We start from the raw sequence: 16,483 nt of genomic DNA, 5'->3' as shown, positions 1-16,483 counted from the left end.
ACAATTCTTAACTTTTTTTTCCTCTACTTTTTCCTGTTCTTAAATATTTCTTAGTTCACCTAGTAGCATTATAACCTCCTGCATATAAATTATTTTTTCTCTAAACTTAAACATTTGCTAACCCCGTGTTTAAAACACAAAAAAAGGCCCCAACCCGTAAAGGGGCTGAGGCCTTAGCTTTTAAAATTATTTTCGTCTTCTTACGAAGACTTTATAATTTATTTTCGCCGGTTTCCACCTCTTTATCCCTTTTGGGCTGCTTAAGACGTACATACGCAAGGTATAGAAGTCCGCTTAGTGCATAGCCAGTAGATAGTAGGAATAGAAATAGTTCTGGATAGAGACCGAGTACGAATATAAAAAGAACAAATACAACAAGAGCATTGTAAGATTTCTGCTGGATAAATGTCTTGCCGCTATAGTATTTTATATTGCTCACCATCAAAAAGGCGAGAATGTAGATTGTAAATGTGAACCAGACAGGAACAGTCATAGAGTTCGGGTCGCCGAAAAACTCTTTTGCAAAAAGAACACTTGTAACAATTACGCCCGCAGCAGCAGGTATCGGCAGACCGACAAAGAATCTCGGGTCAATTTTCTTAGTCTGAACATTAAAGCGCGCAAGACGCAAAGCACCACAGGCAACAAACAAAAATGCAGCCATCCAGCCTAATCTTCCGTATGGGGCAAGTGCCCACTTATAAACAAGGATGGCTGGAGCGACACCAAATGAAACAAGATCTGAAAGCGAGTCGAGTTGTATACCAAAGTCACTTGTAGCATTCAGCATTCTGGCGACTTTACCATCCATACCGTCAAAAATAAAAGCAACAAGCGTGGCACTGGCAGCCATAACATAGTTACCGTTCAAGGTCGCTATTATGGAGTAGAACCCGCAAAAAAGTCCCAGAATGGTGACAAGATTCGGCAAAACGTAATTTTTGTTCTGTGCTGCTTCTGATTTCAATGCTTGTTAACCTATGTATTTTCCTATTACTGTTTCTCCAGCTTTCACAATATCACCATTTTTAATTGAAATGTCAAATCCTTTTGGTGCAAATATTTCAACTCTTGATGAAAATTTTATAAGTCCGAAACGTTCCCCGATGGGAAGCTCGTCTCCGGGTTTTGCGTTACATACTGTTCGTCTGGCAATCAGACCTGCAACCTGTTTGACTGTTACTACCCCGTAGCTTGTCTCTATGTCGATGACATTCTGCTCGTTTTCATATGATGCTTCGGGCTTGTCAGCAGCAAGAAACTTCCCTGGCTTATGTGTTACAGACTTCAGTTTACCGCCTATCGGCATTCTGTTTACATGAACATTAAAAACGTTCATAAATATACTGATTTTAGTTACTTCCCGACTTTCGTACTCTGTTTCCATAACCTCGACGACCCTTCCGTCCGCAGGGGATATCATTATATCTTTGAACGGTGGAATACGTCTTTCCGGATCACGAAAGAACCATAAACAGAAAACTCCAAACAGGAGCGCGATAAACATCAGAAACCTGACAGGAAATATTATAAGAATTATAAACACCGCCAGTGCGCCTAAAACAAAGGGAAATCCTTCTTTTGCTATCAAATCTTCACCTCTGATCATATTTCCGTAAACATACCTTCAATACATCATGTTTTCAAGCAGTATTATCATCTGACACATTGCTATAATCCATAAAAAGTGCTACAGTAGGAATTCGCGATAAAATCATACTAAGGAGTTTTATATGATACAGACCATCAAATGGGACGCCACCAAAAGAAAACAAATGACTGATGGCGAACTCAACGATATGCGTAGGCAAGGTTTTGTCCCCGCAATCATAAGCATAAGAGGAGAAGACAGTGTTTCTGTTTTCCTTAATGCAAAAGACATTCAGAAAAGACCTTTCGGAAACTTCAGGATAGAACTTAAAGTTAAAGGGATCAAAGAACCTTTCGACTGTTTCCTCAAAACACTTCAGTACAACCACACATCAGACAAAGTCATCCACGCAGACCTTCAGGCGCTTGTAAAAGGTCAGGAGATCGATATTGATGTTCATTTTGACTTCGTTGGTGAGCCTGCCGGACTTAAAATGGGCGGAATACTTAACACTGGTCATACAAGTGTTAAAATACGTACACTCCCGAGAAATATCCCTGAAAAAATCACTGTGGACATTTCCGGTCTCAACATCGGCGACTCAATTCATATCTCTGACATCAAGTTCAGCGAGGAGCACACTCTTCTTGAACCCACAGAAGGAACTATCGCATATGTGAGTGAACCAAGACTTATCGAAAGCGATGAAGATTCTTCCGGTGAAATGAAAGAGCCTGAAATCATCACAGAAAAAGCTGAAGATTAATAAAAAGAAAACTATTAAAACATGGGTGCGGTCTCTAAGGGGCTGCACCTTTTTTTTACCCTTCACAAACCAGGCAAACCACGCTTTAAGCATAAACAAAACTTCCTGCATTTTATGCACTAACCCTGCCTTGCATTAGATAGGCTATGAGCAGCAATCAAGCTTATATCTGACCAAAACAATTATCCATACTATAATTACGCAAAAAAAAAGGCGGCACCAAAAAGCACCGCCATTTCCATATAACTTTTAAGACTTAGATTATTTCTTGTGGCAAGTGCTGCAAGATTTTTTAACCTTCATCTCTTTGTGACATTTGATACAAAGCTCTTCATGGAAAGCATTTTTAGTGCCTTTCACTTCGCCCGGCTCAAACTTCAGTAAACCCGCTTCAGGATCTTCATGACATGTTGCACATGCAAGCTTTTCCGCGTGATCTTTGTGTTCAAACTGAACAGCAGGCTTTGTAGGATCCGGAACGTATCTTTCCGCAAGATCAAGAACCTCCAGACCTTCTATAATAGACATAAGCTCTTCGCTGTTTACCGGACCAGCAGCTTCCTCAGCAGGAGCCTCTTCCTCAGCTTCTTCTGTGTGTGCAGCAACCATAGGTGTATGAGCCTCTTCTGCTTCGACAGGTTCAACATAGTTATCAAAAGCAACTTTAAGCTCTTGAACTCTTTCGAACATAGCGTCTAAGTATTCAGGGTTGTGTACACCGGCAGAACCATCCCTCTCTATTACTCTAACAACATAGATCAGTTCGTTTGCGATGTCACGCTGCCCTTCACTAACACCTTTGCGGGCAACCATCATTTCATCACGAAGCTGCTGAGCAGCAGGGAGCTGTTCTTTAAATGATTTTTGTATGTCAACCATGATCTCTGCGTAGGATTCATCGTGACATGCAACACATGTATCTGTATTAGGTCTTACAAAAGCGCTCTCGTGACAGTCGGAGCAGTCGAGGTCTGCCATGTACCATCTGTCCCCTTCTACGCCTTTTGTATAAGTACCCTCTTGAATTCCTTTTTGACTGACGTGGCATGTAGCACAATCGTCATTTGAGGGAACTGCTGCAGTTTCACGAACATCATCGTGACACTTAAAGCAGGTTTCCATCTTAGGTCTGTGGAATCTGTCCCCTGCGTGACCAAGCCCAAGGTGGCAGTTCATACAGGACAAACCAGCTTCCATATGTAGGGCGTGATTAGGTTCAACACCTGCACTAACGCCTTCTGTAAAAACATCGTTACGCCCGTATTCTTCTCTGTATTCAGGCATATAGACTTCGTCCATACCTCTGAATTCACCAAGAACTTTAATAACTCTGTTTCTGCGCATATCTTCGTTTGCAGCGTCAGAGTGACAGAAACTGCACGCTTCCATAGAGGTTGCATACTCTGCACCCTCAACAGTTGAAGCATATTCTGTAAGGTGTTTTACAACGTCTTCTTCAGGAGTAAAAATTTCGTGGTACAGACTTTTCATACCAACGATTACATGAGCGTGAAGGTATCCTTTTATCCCGGGTGCACCGTGGCACTCAAGACAGCTCACGTTAGCTTCACTGTGTACTCCTCTTTTCCAGGTGTAATACTCGCCTCTGACGCCAACATCTTCTTTAGGGTGACATGTTTTGCAAAACTTTGCAGAAGATGTCAAATGCATAGTCTGCACAGTCGCAAAACCTGCACCAACTATTATAACAGCAATTATAACAGTAAAGATGAGAGGATCTTTAGCACTGAATTCTTTAATTTTTTGCCACATACCTGCCCCCACAGTAACATAATGGAAAAAAGGCGGATTCCGAGAACCCGCCTTTGATTATTTGTCGTTAATATTAAACAACGAAAAGAAGTATAAGAGCTACAACAAGTGCGTAAATAGCAAGTGACTCGATCAGTGCAAGACCGATAATCATTGTTGTAGAAATTTTACCGGAAGCGCTAGGGTTACGGGAGATACCTTCAACAGCACCTTTGATAGCGTTACCCTGACCAATACCTGTACCAAGCGCAGCAACACCGATAGCGAGACCGGCACCGATGTACTTAGCCCAGAGAGCTCCGGCAGCAGCGCCGCCTTCAGCAGCGAATGCAGAGCTTGTAGCAACTGCCATTACAGCAGCTACAGAAAAAAGAATTCTTGCAACTTTAGACATTATAATGTCCTCCTATTAGTATATGAAACTTTAGTGTGCTTCTTCAAGTGCACCACTTATATAAATCATCGACAGCATCATAAACACATACGCCTGCAGAGCGCCTGTGAAAAGACCAAGGAAAAACATCGGCAGCGGCACCAGAAAAGGAACCAGCATAAAGAGGATGATAATTACAAGATCCTCACCGAAAATGTTTCCGAAAAGCCTCATGGACAGTGACAGCGGGCGGGCAAAGTGACCGATGATCTCAATGATAATCATCAGCGGCGCAAGCCAGCCTACAGGTCCGAGAAAGTGTTTGATATATCCGGCTCCATGTTTTCTAAAGCCGATATACTGGTAAACAAAGAAAACCACAAGAGCAGGAGCCAGTGTGGAGTTCAGATTGGATGTCGGAGCAAGAAACCCCGGAATAAGTCCTAAAAAGTTTGAAAAAGCAACATACAGACCTATGCCGAAGATAAGCGGGATATAAGGTCTCCCTTCTACGCCCATAACATCATCACACATGTTATAAATACTTTTCACTAAAAGCTCTAAAGTATTTTGTGTGCGCCCCGGAACCTCAGCTTTCTTCTTCATTGCAAGAGAGCCAAGGAAAATCACGATTAAAACCACGAGAAATGTCATGGTAACGTGCCAGAACTTATGAGAAAAAGCCATACCGAACAGCATGGACACATTAAGTGGGTGTTCCATCGTCCTTCCCCTTCACGTTATTATATATAACAAAAAATGGCATACACACGGGTATAATTGAGAGCCCCACCAGCATACCTATTATGTTTAAGTTAAGCTTCGTCATGGCAAACCAGATAACAAAACCTGTTCCCAGCAGACGAATCTGTCCATTGAATATAAGCGCAACACCGGCTCTCCCCTCCACAAGCCCAACTATCTTGCGGGCAAGAGAAAAGAAGTTAACAGCACCTAACAGATAGCCAACAAGCACACCATTAGTCAACGCAGGTTCAAATCTGAACCTGCATACTGTATACAAAATTACGAAAAAAATCAATGACAGAATTAATATTTTATTTGGAGTCTTCATCATCATACAGGTTCGTTTTCTTGACAAAATATATCATATTTTTGAATCCGGCGATAATGCCGCACACCATAAATAACAGGAATAACCAGGGCTTTGTTCCGAATGTTTTGTCCAGCCACCACCCCATCCCTGCACCGATAAGAATGCTGAATGCAAGAGATGTTCCGACAGAACTGGCGTTAGCCATTTTTTTAACAAATTTATCCGTATCAGATTTTTTCATTTAACACCATAGGTTTTGTATATATCGACGGCAAAAGCAACTCCTGTACCCGGCTCATCAAAATGCACTATCTTATCCAACCCTTCCATAAATTCTTCGAATATATCATCAGGAATTGTAGTCATCATAGTGCGGTTATTGGCACGCGCTCCGACCATGAGCTCGCGAAACCCGGCAAATATAGGAATGTCATAGGCGAGTATACGCCCCATACCAACAGAGTCAAGCACTGTCCCCCCCCGGACACCCTGCTCCACCATATACTCAATAATTTCTTCCAGAAGCTCAACTGTATTGAGCACTATGAATACCAGTTTCAAATAGTCTACACCTTGAGACAGAGCATGTATTTTAGCAATATGCCATGCTGCCCCGTATTAAGGCTCCCGCAGGTCGCCTTATTAATTTATTTATATCTAAACAATATATCGATTAAACATCTGACGCTGTAAAAGATTGCTTCGTCACTATGTTCCTCGCAAAGACGAGAGTAAACGCCATTACGAGGGCAGCGAAGTAATCTGAAAGGTTCATTCGTAGAATATCTAAACTATCTCTTTCAAGCTTTCGTAATGGGCTTTAACAGTCTTCTCAATATCTTCATCTGTATGAGCAGCACTCACAAACATCGCTTCGAATTGTGCGGGTGCTATTGTTATGCCTCTGTCAAGCATAGCGTGGAAATATTTGGCGTAGAGCTTAGTGTCTGTTTTCATAGCGTCTGCAAAACTTGTGACCGTACCGTCTTTGAAAAACAGACATGAGAGGGACTCGATCCTGTTATAAGCGTAATCAAGACCAAGTTTCTTACAGTTATCTGCCATACCGTCAAACAGAGTATCTGCTTTTTGACGGAGATTCTTATAAAAATCCGGCTGAGAGAGTTTATTCAGCATAGTAAGCCCCGCAGCAGTCGCAAGTGGATTACCTGAAAGTGTCCCAGCCTGATAAACTGCTCCATCGGGAGAGAGCATTTTCATGATTTCGCTCTTACCGCCGAAAGCTCCCACAGGGAGTCCGCCGCCGATAATCTTACCCATTGTTGTAATGTCAGGTTTAATGTTGAAATACTCCTGAGCACCACCGGCTGCCAGTCTGAATCCTGTGATGACTTCATCAAAAAGGAGTACAACTCCTTCGTCGTCGCAAACCCTGCGCAGGTCTTCGAGAAATCCCGCAGCAGGTAGCACAACGCCCATATTTGCAGCGACAGGCTCGATAAGTATACATGCAACCTCGCCTTTGTTCTCGGCGAGAAGTTTTTTTATGGATTCAATATCGTTGTACTGAGCAACGAGTGTATGCTTTGTAAAATCGGCAGGTACACCGGGGCTTGAAGGCTGATTAAATGTGAGAGCACCGCTCCCCGCCTTAACAAGCAGGCTGTCGGAGTGACCGTGATAGCACCCTTCAAATTTAATGATCTTGTCTCTTTCAGTATAGGCTCTTGCGAGTCTGATTGCGCTCATCAGAGCCTCTGTACCGGAACTCACGAGACGCACCATCTCCACAGAAGGAACCATACTGCATATCTTTTTAGCGATATCAAGCTCCGCTTTTGTCGGTGCGCCGAAGCTTGTACCGAGATCAGCCGCATCTTTCACAGCTTTGATGATATCAGGGTCTGCATGTCCTGTTATCATGGGACCCCATGAACAGACATAATCTATATATTCTTTACCGTTTTCGTCATAAACTTTAGAACCTTTTGCACTTTTAACAATAACAGGATCGCCGCCAACAGAACCAAAAGCTCTGACCGGACTGTTAACCCCGCCTGGTATGTATTTCTTTGACTCTTCAAAAATTGTCATAAATAAACCTCTCAAACAAGTTTTATGAATCTTACTAAAGTTATCGGCGTTGCTCAAGATATATGTTTAACTTTCGGCTTATGTTCATATCTGTATTGCAATCCTGAACCAATTATTATATCTTTTCAACTATCAACAAACGGGGAAATATTATATGAAAGTTTCTGTTATCGGTGCAACCGGATATACAGGGTATGAGCTTGTAAAAATACTGGCAAACCACCCCGAATTCGAAATAGCCGCACTCGTAAGTGAAACATATGCAGACAAGATGTTCAGCGATGTCTACCCAAGGCTCCGAAGCATCTGCGATGTTGTTATCACAGGGCGGGACTATGACGCCGTAGCCGAAATTTCTGACGCAGTGTTTCTCTGCCTCCCCCACGCGGCGGCACAGGATGCAGCTGCGTTCTTTTACGAAAAAGGGCTGAAGGTTGTTGACTTTAGTGCTGACTTCAGGCTGAAAGACAAGAAGCTTTACGAAGCGACATACAAAGTTGACCATACATACCCTGACCTTCTCCGGAAGGCTGTTTACGGTCTGCCGGAAATTTTTGAGGTTGATATAAAAAAGGCAGAACTCGTTGCAAATCCCGGATGTTACCCGACATCTGTGATAACGCCTCTTTACCCCTTGCTGAAAGCAGGGCTGATATCTCCTGAGGGGATCATTGCAGATTCCAAATCAGGTGTTACCGGTGCAGGGAGAAAGGCAGATATCGCCTATTCATTCTGTGAGTGCAACGAAGATTTCAGACCTTATGCCATCTTTTCCCACAGGCACAACCCAGAGATAAACGAAGTGCTTAAAGAAACAGGTAAGGAAACCAACGTACTCTTCACCCCTCATCTGATACCTGCATCAAAGGGGATTGAATCAACTATCTATACAAAAACAACCGCCGGTCTGGCAGAGATTTCAGCCTGTCTGAAAGACTTCTACAGAGAACGACGATGTGTGCGCATCTACGACAACGGGCATATCCCGTCCACCGCTGACGTTACAGACACTAACTTCATTGACATAGGTCTGTTTGTCAAAGGTGAAAGGCTGATCATAGTATCATGCATAGATAACCTTATTAAAGGTTCGAGCGGCATGGCAGTTCAGAATATGAACCTCATGTGCGGCTTCGACGACACACTCGGCATCCTGTAGTCAAAAGTCTGCGGGCAGTCTCACGTAAATTTTACAGAAATAACATTTTTTACGGCTGACCTTACCCTTACGGTAATGCTATAATCATATATATTAATGGAGAATAAAATGCAGAATATAAAAGGCGCAGGGGTATGCACTCCCCTCGGATACCTAGCAAGCTCTGTCGCTGCCGACATCAAAGGTAACAAAAAAGGGAAAAAAGACCTGACACTCCTTTACTCAGAAGTTCCTTTCACTCTGGCGGCTGTCTTCACCAAAAACACGATAAAAGCGGCTCCCCTTAAACACGCCATAAAAGCTCTGGAAACAAACAGAGAGTTCAGCGCAATAGTTGTAAACAGCGGAAATGCGAACGCCAGTACAGGCAAGCAGGGGCTGGAAGCTGTAGACACAATAGTGAAAGCGTTCGAAGATGAGCTGGGCACAGGCGAAGGCTCTGTCCTTATGGGCAGTACCGGAACCATCGGTGTTAAAATGCCCGTTGAAAAGGTAACTTCAAGCGTTAAAGAGCTTGTGGACGAACTGGACGATGCAAACTCACACGATTTTGCTGCTGCGATAATGACCACCGACACCGTCCCGAAAGAGATCGGCGTACTGGTGGAAACACCAAACGGTGCTTATGTTGTGGCTGGGACAACAAAGGGTGCAGGCATGATAGCACCGCACATGGCAACAATGCTCTGCTATATCACAACGGACGCACTTATCGGTGCAGATAACCTTCAGAATGTTCTGAACAACGCCGTGGGTGAATCTTTTAACAGCATCACAATCGACAACGACATGAGCACAAACGACACTGTTTTCCTGATGGCAAACGGAATGAGTGGAATTATCCCCGACATCGATCAGTTTCAGGAAGCTGTTAATCATGTCGCTCTTGAGCTGGCAAAGATGATTGTTAAAGACGGCGAAGGAGCAACGAAATTTGTCACAATTAAAGTTAAAAATGCTCAGTCAGAAGCAGATGCGAAAAAATGTGCTTTCGCTATAGCGAACTCCCCTCTGGTTAAGACTATGTTCTATGGTGAGGATCCCAACTGGGGAAGACTCATCGCCACTGTGGGCGCAAGCGGCGTGGCTGCTGTTGAGGAGAAGATAGATATCTGCTTTGACGATCTAGCATATGTTAAAGACGGCATCATCATAGATGAAAAGCTGGAAGAGAAAGCGGCAAAGATCATGAAAAACGACGAAATAGAGATAACTATCGACCTGAACATGGGGACTTTCGGCAAAACTGTCTATACATGTGATTTCAGCAAGGAATACGTGAGCATCAACGCCGACTACAGAACATAAAAAACGGGTAATGAAATACGTCCGGTTTACGATACTAATATAAACTGCCAAAAAGCGGACTTTATATGTATCCAAATGCCGGAACCTGAACATTATATTCTTAAGGATATATCACCGGCGGGTTCTTGCCCGCCGGAACTGTTTGGACACACAACCATGCATAAATAAACTCTGCATACTGTCGGCTGAAACAACAGGAGACATGAAATGAATTATCAGGAACTTCTTAAAAAACAGCTCGTAAGATATCTCGACTTTTATGAGTTTGCCCTTAATCCATCCAATAAAATCAGCATTTTTCCCGAACACGTACACATAGAACCTACAAACTCCTGTAATCTGAAATGCATACATTGCAGTCAGTCAGGGCGTGATATGAATATCACCACCAAGAAACGGGGCTTTATGGATTTCGGGCTTTACTGCAAAATTATTGATGAAATCAAAGGGAAAGTTGCCCGAATATCTCTTAACGTACACGGCGAACCCCTTCTGCACCCGCAGGTACTCGACATGGTCAGATACGGGAAAGAAGCTGGGATAAGGGTCAATCTGCTGACTAACGCCACAAAACTCACTGAGGATATTACCGAAAAACTTCTGGAATTAAAGCTGGACAGAGTTGTTTTCTCCTTTGATTCCATAGACAAGGAGATTCTTGAAAGTGTCCGTGTCGGCAATAAATTTCTACCTACTTTCAGAAATATTCTCTACTTTATAAAGAGAAACTACGAAACAGGCAGAAACACATTCATATGCGCTTCAATGGTTCTGTTTTCGAAAACAGAAGAACATAAAGATGAATATAACGAATACTTTATGTCTCTCCCTGTGGACACGACTTTCAACAGCAGTATACTTAATCTAGCAGGTTCATCTTCCGTTTCGCACGAGGTAGACATGCAGGCTCTGCACGAACAATACAAAGGCAACCAACCGATATGCAAAACCCCATGGGAAAACATCACAGTGAACTGGGACGGGACAGTCTCCCCCTGCCCCCTCGACTATAATGAAGCCCATGTTGTCGGGGATGCAAATACAGAGAGCCTTTTCGACATCTGGAACGGAGAAAAATACCAGAAATTCCGCCAGTGCCACCTCGACAATGACTTCAAATGGATAGACGACCAGGGGGTTCTGTGCAGCGACTGCAACGGGAGATATTTCCCTGACTATGACCTGCGTAACCAGAAGAAGAACATACCGGACTATATCGTAAGACAGTTCGAGGTATACGCAAAAAACATGTACAGCGCAGGGAAAGAAGATGCCACAGAAAAATACGAAAAGGTATGCTCCGAGCTGAACAGAGTGAACGGATTACTTAAAGATGCACAGTGACTATCAGATAAATTATCTGAACCTGCAACATAAAACTGCGCCTAAAGCTCCCTACTTATATAAGAATGACAATAGTGAAACGTCAGGAATAGACCTTGAGTGGGATACTGACATTCTGGGGATCAAATCAGCCAGAATAACTATGTGCTCCTGTAGCGACAACGGTGCCGGACTGCCGGAATCGCTGGGCAAAGTTGTAATGCAAATGGAAGACTCGGGTGTCCAGTTCATTGATTTCCGATGTGACCTGAATTCGCACATTATATTGCAGACAGCCCAGAAGCTTGGTTTTTATACCACTGATGTTCTGAATATCTACCTCAGTAAAAAAGCACCGGAGAAAGCCCTTATTCCTGGTGAGATAAGCATCAGCAGCCTGCAACAGAAAGACGCAGGCACAGTTGAAAAGATGGCTGCCGGGATGTTCACATACTCACGTATATATAAAGACCCAAATATCTCCAGAGCAACAGCAGATAATTTTTATAGAACACTCTTCGCACATTTCATGGGGAAGGCGGATATCAGGGTAATACACATAGACGGAACTCCTGCTGGGTTCACCATAGGGATGTCGGAACAGCTCGAAAATGGTCAGAAGCTCGGCTACCTCTGGCTCATAGGCGTATCGGCTGACTTTGCAGGTCATGGGCTGGGGTCTATGCTTCTGAATGACTTTCTGGTGAACATGCATAAAAACTGCGACATGGTAGAGATAGGCACTCAAGTGACAAACACCGCTGCCAACAGGATATATGCCAAAGCCGAACTGCCGGCTGTTTCAAGCCTGATGACACTCCACAGATGGACAGAGATACAATGAACTATGAACTTAACGATATTATAAACGAATATAACTGCTCCAGCAGATGCGATAAAGAATACGAAAAGGTGAAATGGGGTTCTCAGGAGAAGATGGAAAACCGCTTCCGCTTTGTCCTGAGTGAGCTCAACATATCATCCGGTATAAAAGTGCTGGATGTGGGGTGCGGCACAGGAGGGTTTATCAAAATGCTCCTTCAGAGGTTCCCTCATGTAAATGCCACAGGGATAGATGTCTCCGATGAGCTTCTTAAATATGCATCGGATAAGATAGCGAATCCAGACGTCAGGCTAATAAGAAGTGACTTTCTCGCCCTCACCTGCGAAAAATATGATTTTATAACATGCATCGGTGTTTTACAGAAAACCAATATGAAACTCTCTGACTTCTTTAAAAAAGCTGCGGACTGCCTAAACAGTGGCGGAAAGCTCTTTGTTGATACGAAAAATATAAACTGGGAGATGTTCAGCAAAGGACTAACTCCGGAGACCACTCACAGCTGGTTTGACATAGAAGACATTTTTAAAGCTGGAAATGAAGCTGGATTAAAACTGGTTTCTTACGGCGGATTCAACCCCGAAACCGGAGAAAAAACTGAAACAGACATGTCCCACACAATGTATATTATCATGGAAATTTAATATGAAGATAATAGACAGCGAAATACACATCCTGCACCCCGAAGCATGTAAGGCATCTTTTGCAAAATACAGCGAAGAACCTGTAGTGCAGGCTGTTCATATGCATAAGGATTTTGACGCAGTCAGAGACATGATGTCGTTCAAAGCTCTAGACAGCTCCATGAGAAAAAACAATATAGCAAACGGACTGCTCATGGGTTTAAGCTGGCTTGATCCAGGCATCCAGCGTGAGAACAACGACTACATAAAAGAGCTGGTGAAGGCGGACAGAAGGTTCAAAGGGCTTTACATTCCGAACCTTTCAGACATCAAGCAGGCTGCAAAAGAGATCGAACAGCTTGACGAATCCACTTTCATAGGAATCGAACTGCTCCCCACATGGCAGGGGGTGCACATCAACGACGCTGAACTTCAGCCTGTTGTGGATGCCGTAACAGCGAGAGATATGTTTATGATGGTTCACACACACCACATGACCCAGACAGCGACAGGCGATACCCCATCAAGGTTCTTCAGCTTTACTGCTGCAAATCCTGATCTGAAAATAATTGCACAGCATATGGGCGGACTCGTATGTTTATATGCCGAAATCCCCCATATCAAAGAAATGCTAAAGAATGTAACTTATATAACTTCAGTATCATCAACGATGAGATTCGTAGAGTTTGCTGCGGAGATATGTAACAGCAACATAGTATTCGGAACAGATTTTCCGTTTAATCACTGCCACGATCAATCCACACAGATCCGGTACATTCAGAATTCAGGTATGAGTGACGCAGCCAAAGAGAACATACTGTACAAAACAGCGGAAAGACTTTTCGGTTTCGGAGCGTCTGTATGAAAATAATATCAGGACATCAGGCGGTTTATCTACCGTGGCTGGGGCTTTTTCACAAGCTCTATCTGTGCGATACGTTCGTCTATATGGATACGGTGCAGTACCTTCACAACGACTTCAACAACCGCAACAAGATACGCATACCGGACGGCTGGATATGGCTTAGTGTACCTGTTGACCAGAAAAATAGCCGGTCCAAGATGCTGAACGACATAATCATCAAAGATCAGAACCCTGAATCAAAAGACTACTGGCAGGCTAAGCACTGGAAATCAATTGAAGTAAACTACTGCAAATCAAAATACTTTGAAGATTATGCCGGCAATCTTGAAAAAATGTACACAGAAACAAAATGGGAAAAACTTGTTGACCTATGCTGGGCACAGTTCAACTTTTTTGCTGGTGCGCTGGGGATTAAGCGTGAAATCATAAGGATGAGTGAAGTTCCGTTTAAAGGTGTCAAAGACGAGCTTGTGTTAGACCACTGTATGAAACTAAACGGTGACGCTGTAGTATTCGGTGCTCTCGGACGGGACTATGTAAGGGAAGAATTATTCACAGAGAACAGAAAAAAAATCTATTTCCAGCAATATATTCACCCACAGTACCAGCAGAGATTCAAAGGCTTCGAGCCCTATATGACGATTGCCGACCTTCTCTTTAACCACGGACCGGACAGCATGGATATATTACTGAGCGGAAACATAACACAATCACAGCTTAGAAGTGAGCTTCTATAACCGCTAGTCTCCGCTTTCAAGCCTGCCCTTGAGAACCCTCTGCAGTTGCTCGAACATGGGAAGGATTTTCGACATGAGCCCGTGCATCGTTTCGAAAAATTCAGCAGCAACCTGCAACACCTCATACTGTTCAGAACGTCCGTCTTTTGCATTCGCCTTCACACCATATATATCCATAACAGATTTAATATAATAAGACTGAACATAATGCATGAGGATATGGTAAAAGTCCTGAGAGTTGCACACTGCCATAATGTCTGAAGTGCTGTCGAGAATCTCTTTTGTCCTCTTGCCGTCGTAATCTCCTGTTTCCTGAAAATTCTTCCAGATAACATCGAAATACTCATTACACATAAGGACAGCGGAATAAAATTTCTGCTGAACATCTTTTGTAAAATCTGTAGCAGTATTAACTTTCTCCAGAGTCTTTTCCAGATATTCACGTTTTTCTTTTTCATCCGGCTGATTCAGAGAACCGGATATGATATCAAGAGCATTCACATCATCATCAATGTACTTATCGATAGCCTCCTGAAAGGTCATGATCTGAGTTCCCTGTATTTTTGCACCGCCCTCCGTGGCATTTATAACTGTCGCTGAAGTTTTCGAAATATCAGCCACGAAATATCGTCTGAAATTTTCCCAGATTCGCATAGTCTGTATCTGAGGCTGATAATTCCCCTCGACCATCAATGTATCTTTAAAGTGGGGTCTGTCTTCTTTGTTACCGAAGCGGCTGCCTGTTGCGTGTGTGTTTCCGTCCTTACCAAAAGCCAGATCCTGCCCGATCAGTATGATAGGGTTGCACCCGAGGTAATCCAGCAGTTCAAAAGCCATATTACCGGCTGACGGTCCTATGTCCAGAGTCCCTTTTTCTATCTCCAGCCATTCAAACGTTGCAAAACTCCTGTAAACGATAATCTTTTTACCATGCCATTTTGAGTAGGTATTCTGATGAATTACGGGTGTCGCAGCAAAATAGACATCGTCCGTATCTTCAGGAGTAATATAGTCAAAGAGTTTTGCTGTGGCTGGCCCCCGCTCCAGCGAAGTAACCATATGGGGTTTAAAGCCGTGATTGCGCATGACCTGAAGTGATGCATCGGGAGAACATATCACAGCTTTATTTTCCAGCCCTTTTAAAAGATGTATGTTCTTTTCAAGAGAAGGTCCTGTTGAGACTACTATTCCGGGCTTACCTTTGAATACCCCTTTTAAATCCTTAACCCCGGGATTGTCTATTATTTCCATAATATTAAGGAAGGTGTTTTCGATACCGATAAGGGAATCCAGAGGTGAATTTCCGAAAAAGATAAGAGTATCTTTCGCCGCTTCCTTAACAGCTCTTATGCAGTTGATATAATAATCTTTATAAGCGGTAAAAGAATTCAGGTCTTCGATAAAGTTCATCGCCTTAATAAATGCCTTTATCCCCCCCTGCTTGAATCTGGCACTGAGGTCTATCATTATCGAATGGGGGTCTGTGTCTACATAAAAGATGATCCCATCATGGAGGATAAGCGCAGAAATGTCTACAAACTGGATCACCGTTCTGAATGAATCGATATCCTTTTCTATTATATATAGTCTGCTCTCGCCGGAGGCTGTTTTGTTTATATAATTATCCAGATAAGCCTTTGCTGTGTAAAATAGCCCGCAGCCCAGAAAAATCGCAAGATTAGGTATCTTTATCTGCCTGCCAATAATATCCTTTTCAACAGGACTGTACGGACTGAATTTATCATAGTAGAAAACCTTTCGCTGATGGTCGATAAGGTTAAGGTGTTTACCGTTTCCGGCATTAATCACCTGATATCTTCCGCTTGGTTTCATAGCAGAAAGCTTATCGAACAGCTGGGGATATTTGAGTTTAAGAGCATCAAAATTCTTCTTTTCAACAGACATCAGCAACTCCGTTTTTTCAGTACCTACCTTAAAATAATATTTGGTATTCGATATTTAGTCAATCCATATGTAATTTTTAAAAATTACCTTAAGTTTAATTCGATAAT

At 43.1% G+C, this 16,483-nt stretch carries 18 protein-coding genes; 8 read left to right on the top strand and 10 right to left on the bottom strand.

Going from position 1 to position 16,483, the window contains the following annotated elements; translation table 11 throughout:
* Positions 1 to 211: 211 nt before the first annotated feature.
* Together pssA and DACET_RS02365 are read right to left on the bottom strand one after the other, a co-directional pair.
* Positions 212 to 967, bottom strand: coding sequence for a CDP-diacylglycerol--serine O-phosphatidyltransferase (gene pssA, locus DACET_RS02370; protein ID WP_013009812.1), 756 nt, complete (start codon positions 965 to 967; stop codon positions 212 to 214).
* 6 nt (positions 968 to 973) lie between these two features.
* Positions 974 to 1,609: a phosphatidylserine decarboxylase family protein gene (locus DACET_RS02365; RefSeq protein WP_013009811.1), complete on the bottom strand. Its 636-nt coding sequence runs from the start codon at positions 1,607 to 1,609 to the stop codon at positions 974 to 976.
* Between the two features lie 124 nt (positions 1,610 to 1,733).
* Here DACET_RS02365 and DACET_RS02360 point away from each other — a divergent pair, with 124 nt between their 5' ends.
* Entirely contained in the window at positions 1,734 to 2,357 is a 624-nt protein-coding gene (locus tag DACET_RS02360) for a 50S ribosomal protein L25 (protein WP_013009810.1), read from the top strand.
* Between the two features lie 261 nt (positions 2,358 to 2,618).
* Here DACET_RS02360 and DACET_RS02355 read toward each other — a convergent pair whose 3' ends face one another.
* The 7 genes from DACET_RS02355 to hemL form a co-directional block, all read right to left on the bottom strand.
* Entirely contained in the window at positions 2,619 to 4,130 is a 1,512-nt protein-coding gene (locus tag DACET_RS02355; RefSeq protein ID WP_013009809.1) for a cytochrome c3 family protein, read from the bottom strand.
* 73 nt (positions 4,131 to 4,203) lie between these two features.
* Complete coding sequence (atpE, locus tag DACET_RS02350; RefSeq protein WP_013009808.1) at positions 4,204 to 4,524, bottom strand: ATP synthase F0 subunit C; 321 nt, start codon at positions 4,522 to 4,524, stop codon at positions 4,204 to 4,206.
* Positions 4,525 to 4,554: 30 nt separating this feature from the next.
* Entirely contained in the window at positions 4,555 to 5,226 is a 672-nt protein-coding gene (atpB, locus tag DACET_RS02345) for a F0F1 ATP synthase subunit A (protein ID WP_013009807.1), read from the bottom strand.
* Positions 5,210 to 5,578: an ATP synthase subunit I gene (locus DACET_RS02340; RefSeq protein WP_013009806.1), complete on the bottom strand. Its 369-nt coding sequence runs from the start codon at positions 5,576 to 5,578 to the stop codon at positions 5,210 to 5,212. Before DACET_RS02340 ends, atpB begins: the two co-directional genes overlap by 17 nt.
* Positions 5,562 to 5,801, bottom strand: a complete 240-nt coding sequence (locus tag DACET_RS02335; RefSeq protein ID WP_013009805.1) for an AtpZ/AtpI family protein — start codon at positions 5,799 to 5,801, stop codon at positions 5,562 to 5,564. Before DACET_RS02335 ends, DACET_RS02340 begins: the two co-directional genes overlap by 17 nt.
* Positions 5,798 to 6,121, bottom strand: coding sequence for a P-II family nitrogen regulator (locus tag DACET_RS02330; protein WP_013009804.1), 324 nt, complete (start codon positions 6,119 to 6,121; stop codon positions 5,798 to 5,800). Before DACET_RS02330 ends, DACET_RS02335 begins: the two co-directional genes overlap by 4 nt.
* Positions 6,122 to 6,346: 225 nt before the next feature.
* On the bottom strand, positions 6,347 to 7,615 hold the full coding sequence (gene hemL, locus DACET_RS02325) for a glutamate-1-semialdehyde 2,1-aminomutase (protein WP_013009803.1): 1,269 nt from the start codon (positions 7,613 to 7,615) through the stop codon (positions 6,347 to 6,349).
* Positions 7,616 to 7,769: 154 nt separating this feature from the next.
* Between hemL and argC the strand changes: the two genes are divergently transcribed.
* The 7 genes from argC (at position 7,770) to DACET_RS02290 (ending at position 14,471) form a co-directional block, all read left to right on the top strand.
* Positions 7,770 to 8,774 carry an N-acetyl-gamma-glutamyl-phosphate reductase gene (gene argC / locus DACET_RS02320; RefSeq protein ID WP_013009802.1) on the top strand — a complete coding sequence of 335 codons (1,005 nt, stop codon included), beginning with the start codon at positions 7,770 to 7,772 and terminating at the stop codon, positions 8,772 to 8,774.
* Between the two features lie 108 nt (positions 8,775 to 8,882).
* On the top strand, positions 8,883 to 10,082 hold the full coding sequence (gene argJ / locus DACET_RS02315; RefSeq protein WP_013009801.1) for a bifunctional glutamate N-acetyltransferase/amino-acid acetyltransferase ArgJ: 1,200 nt from the start codon (positions 8,883 to 8,885) through the stop codon (positions 10,080 to 10,082).
* A 207-nt stretch (positions 10,083 to 10,289) separates the two neighbouring features.
* Positions 10,290 to 11,426 carry a radical SAM/SPASM domain-containing protein gene (locus DACET_RS02310; protein WP_013009800.1) on the top strand — a complete coding sequence of 379 codons (1,137 nt, stop codon included), beginning with the start codon at positions 10,290 to 10,292 and terminating at the stop codon, positions 11,424 to 11,426.
* A complete protein-coding gene (locus tag DACET_RS02305; RefSeq protein WP_013009799.1) occupies positions 11,416 to 12,249 on the top strand; it encodes a GNAT family N-acetyltransferase in 834 nt (277 codons plus the stop codon). The genes DACET_RS02310 and DACET_RS02305 overlap by 11 nt, the downstream gene beginning before the upstream one ends.
* Positions 12,246 to 12,890 carry an SAM-dependent methyltransferase gene (locus DACET_RS02300; protein ID WP_013009798.1) on the top strand — a complete coding sequence of 215 codons (645 nt, stop codon included), beginning with the start codon at positions 12,246 to 12,248 and terminating at the stop codon, positions 12,888 to 12,890. The genes DACET_RS02305 and DACET_RS02300 overlap by 4 nt, the downstream gene beginning before the upstream one ends.
* A 1-nt stretch (position 12,891) precedes the next feature.
* Positions 12,892 to 13,734 (top strand): amidohydrolase family protein, encoded by an 843-nt coding sequence (locus DACET_RS02295; RefSeq protein ID WP_013009797.1) that lies wholly within the window; start codon positions 12,892 to 12,894, stop codon positions 13,732 to 13,734.
* Positions 13,731 to 14,471, top strand: a complete 741-nt coding sequence (locus DACET_RS02290; RefSeq protein WP_013009796.1) for a WbqC family protein — start codon at positions 13,731 to 13,733, stop codon at positions 14,469 to 14,471. Before DACET_RS02295 ends, DACET_RS02290 begins: the two co-directional genes overlap by 4 nt.
* A gap of 3 nt (positions 14,472 to 14,474) precedes the next feature.
* On the opposite strand, the gene DACET_RS02285 is transcribed toward DACET_RS02290, so the two are convergent.
* Complete coding sequence (locus DACET_RS02285; protein WP_013009795.1) at positions 14,475 to 16,376, bottom strand: motility associated factor glycosyltransferase family protein; 1,902 nt, start codon at positions 16,374 to 16,376, stop codon at positions 14,475 to 14,477.
* Positions 16,377 to 16,483: the final 107 nt, after the last annotated feature.

The organism is Denitrovibrio acetiphilus DSM 12809, assembly GCF_000025725.1.
Taxonomy (GTDB): domain Bacteria; phylum Chrysiogenota; class Deferribacteres; order Deferribacterales; family Geovibrionaceae; genus Denitrovibrio; species Denitrovibrio acetiphilus.
Note: the sequence above shows the minus strand (reverse complement) of the source record. Positions and strands in the feature narration are given on the sequence as shown.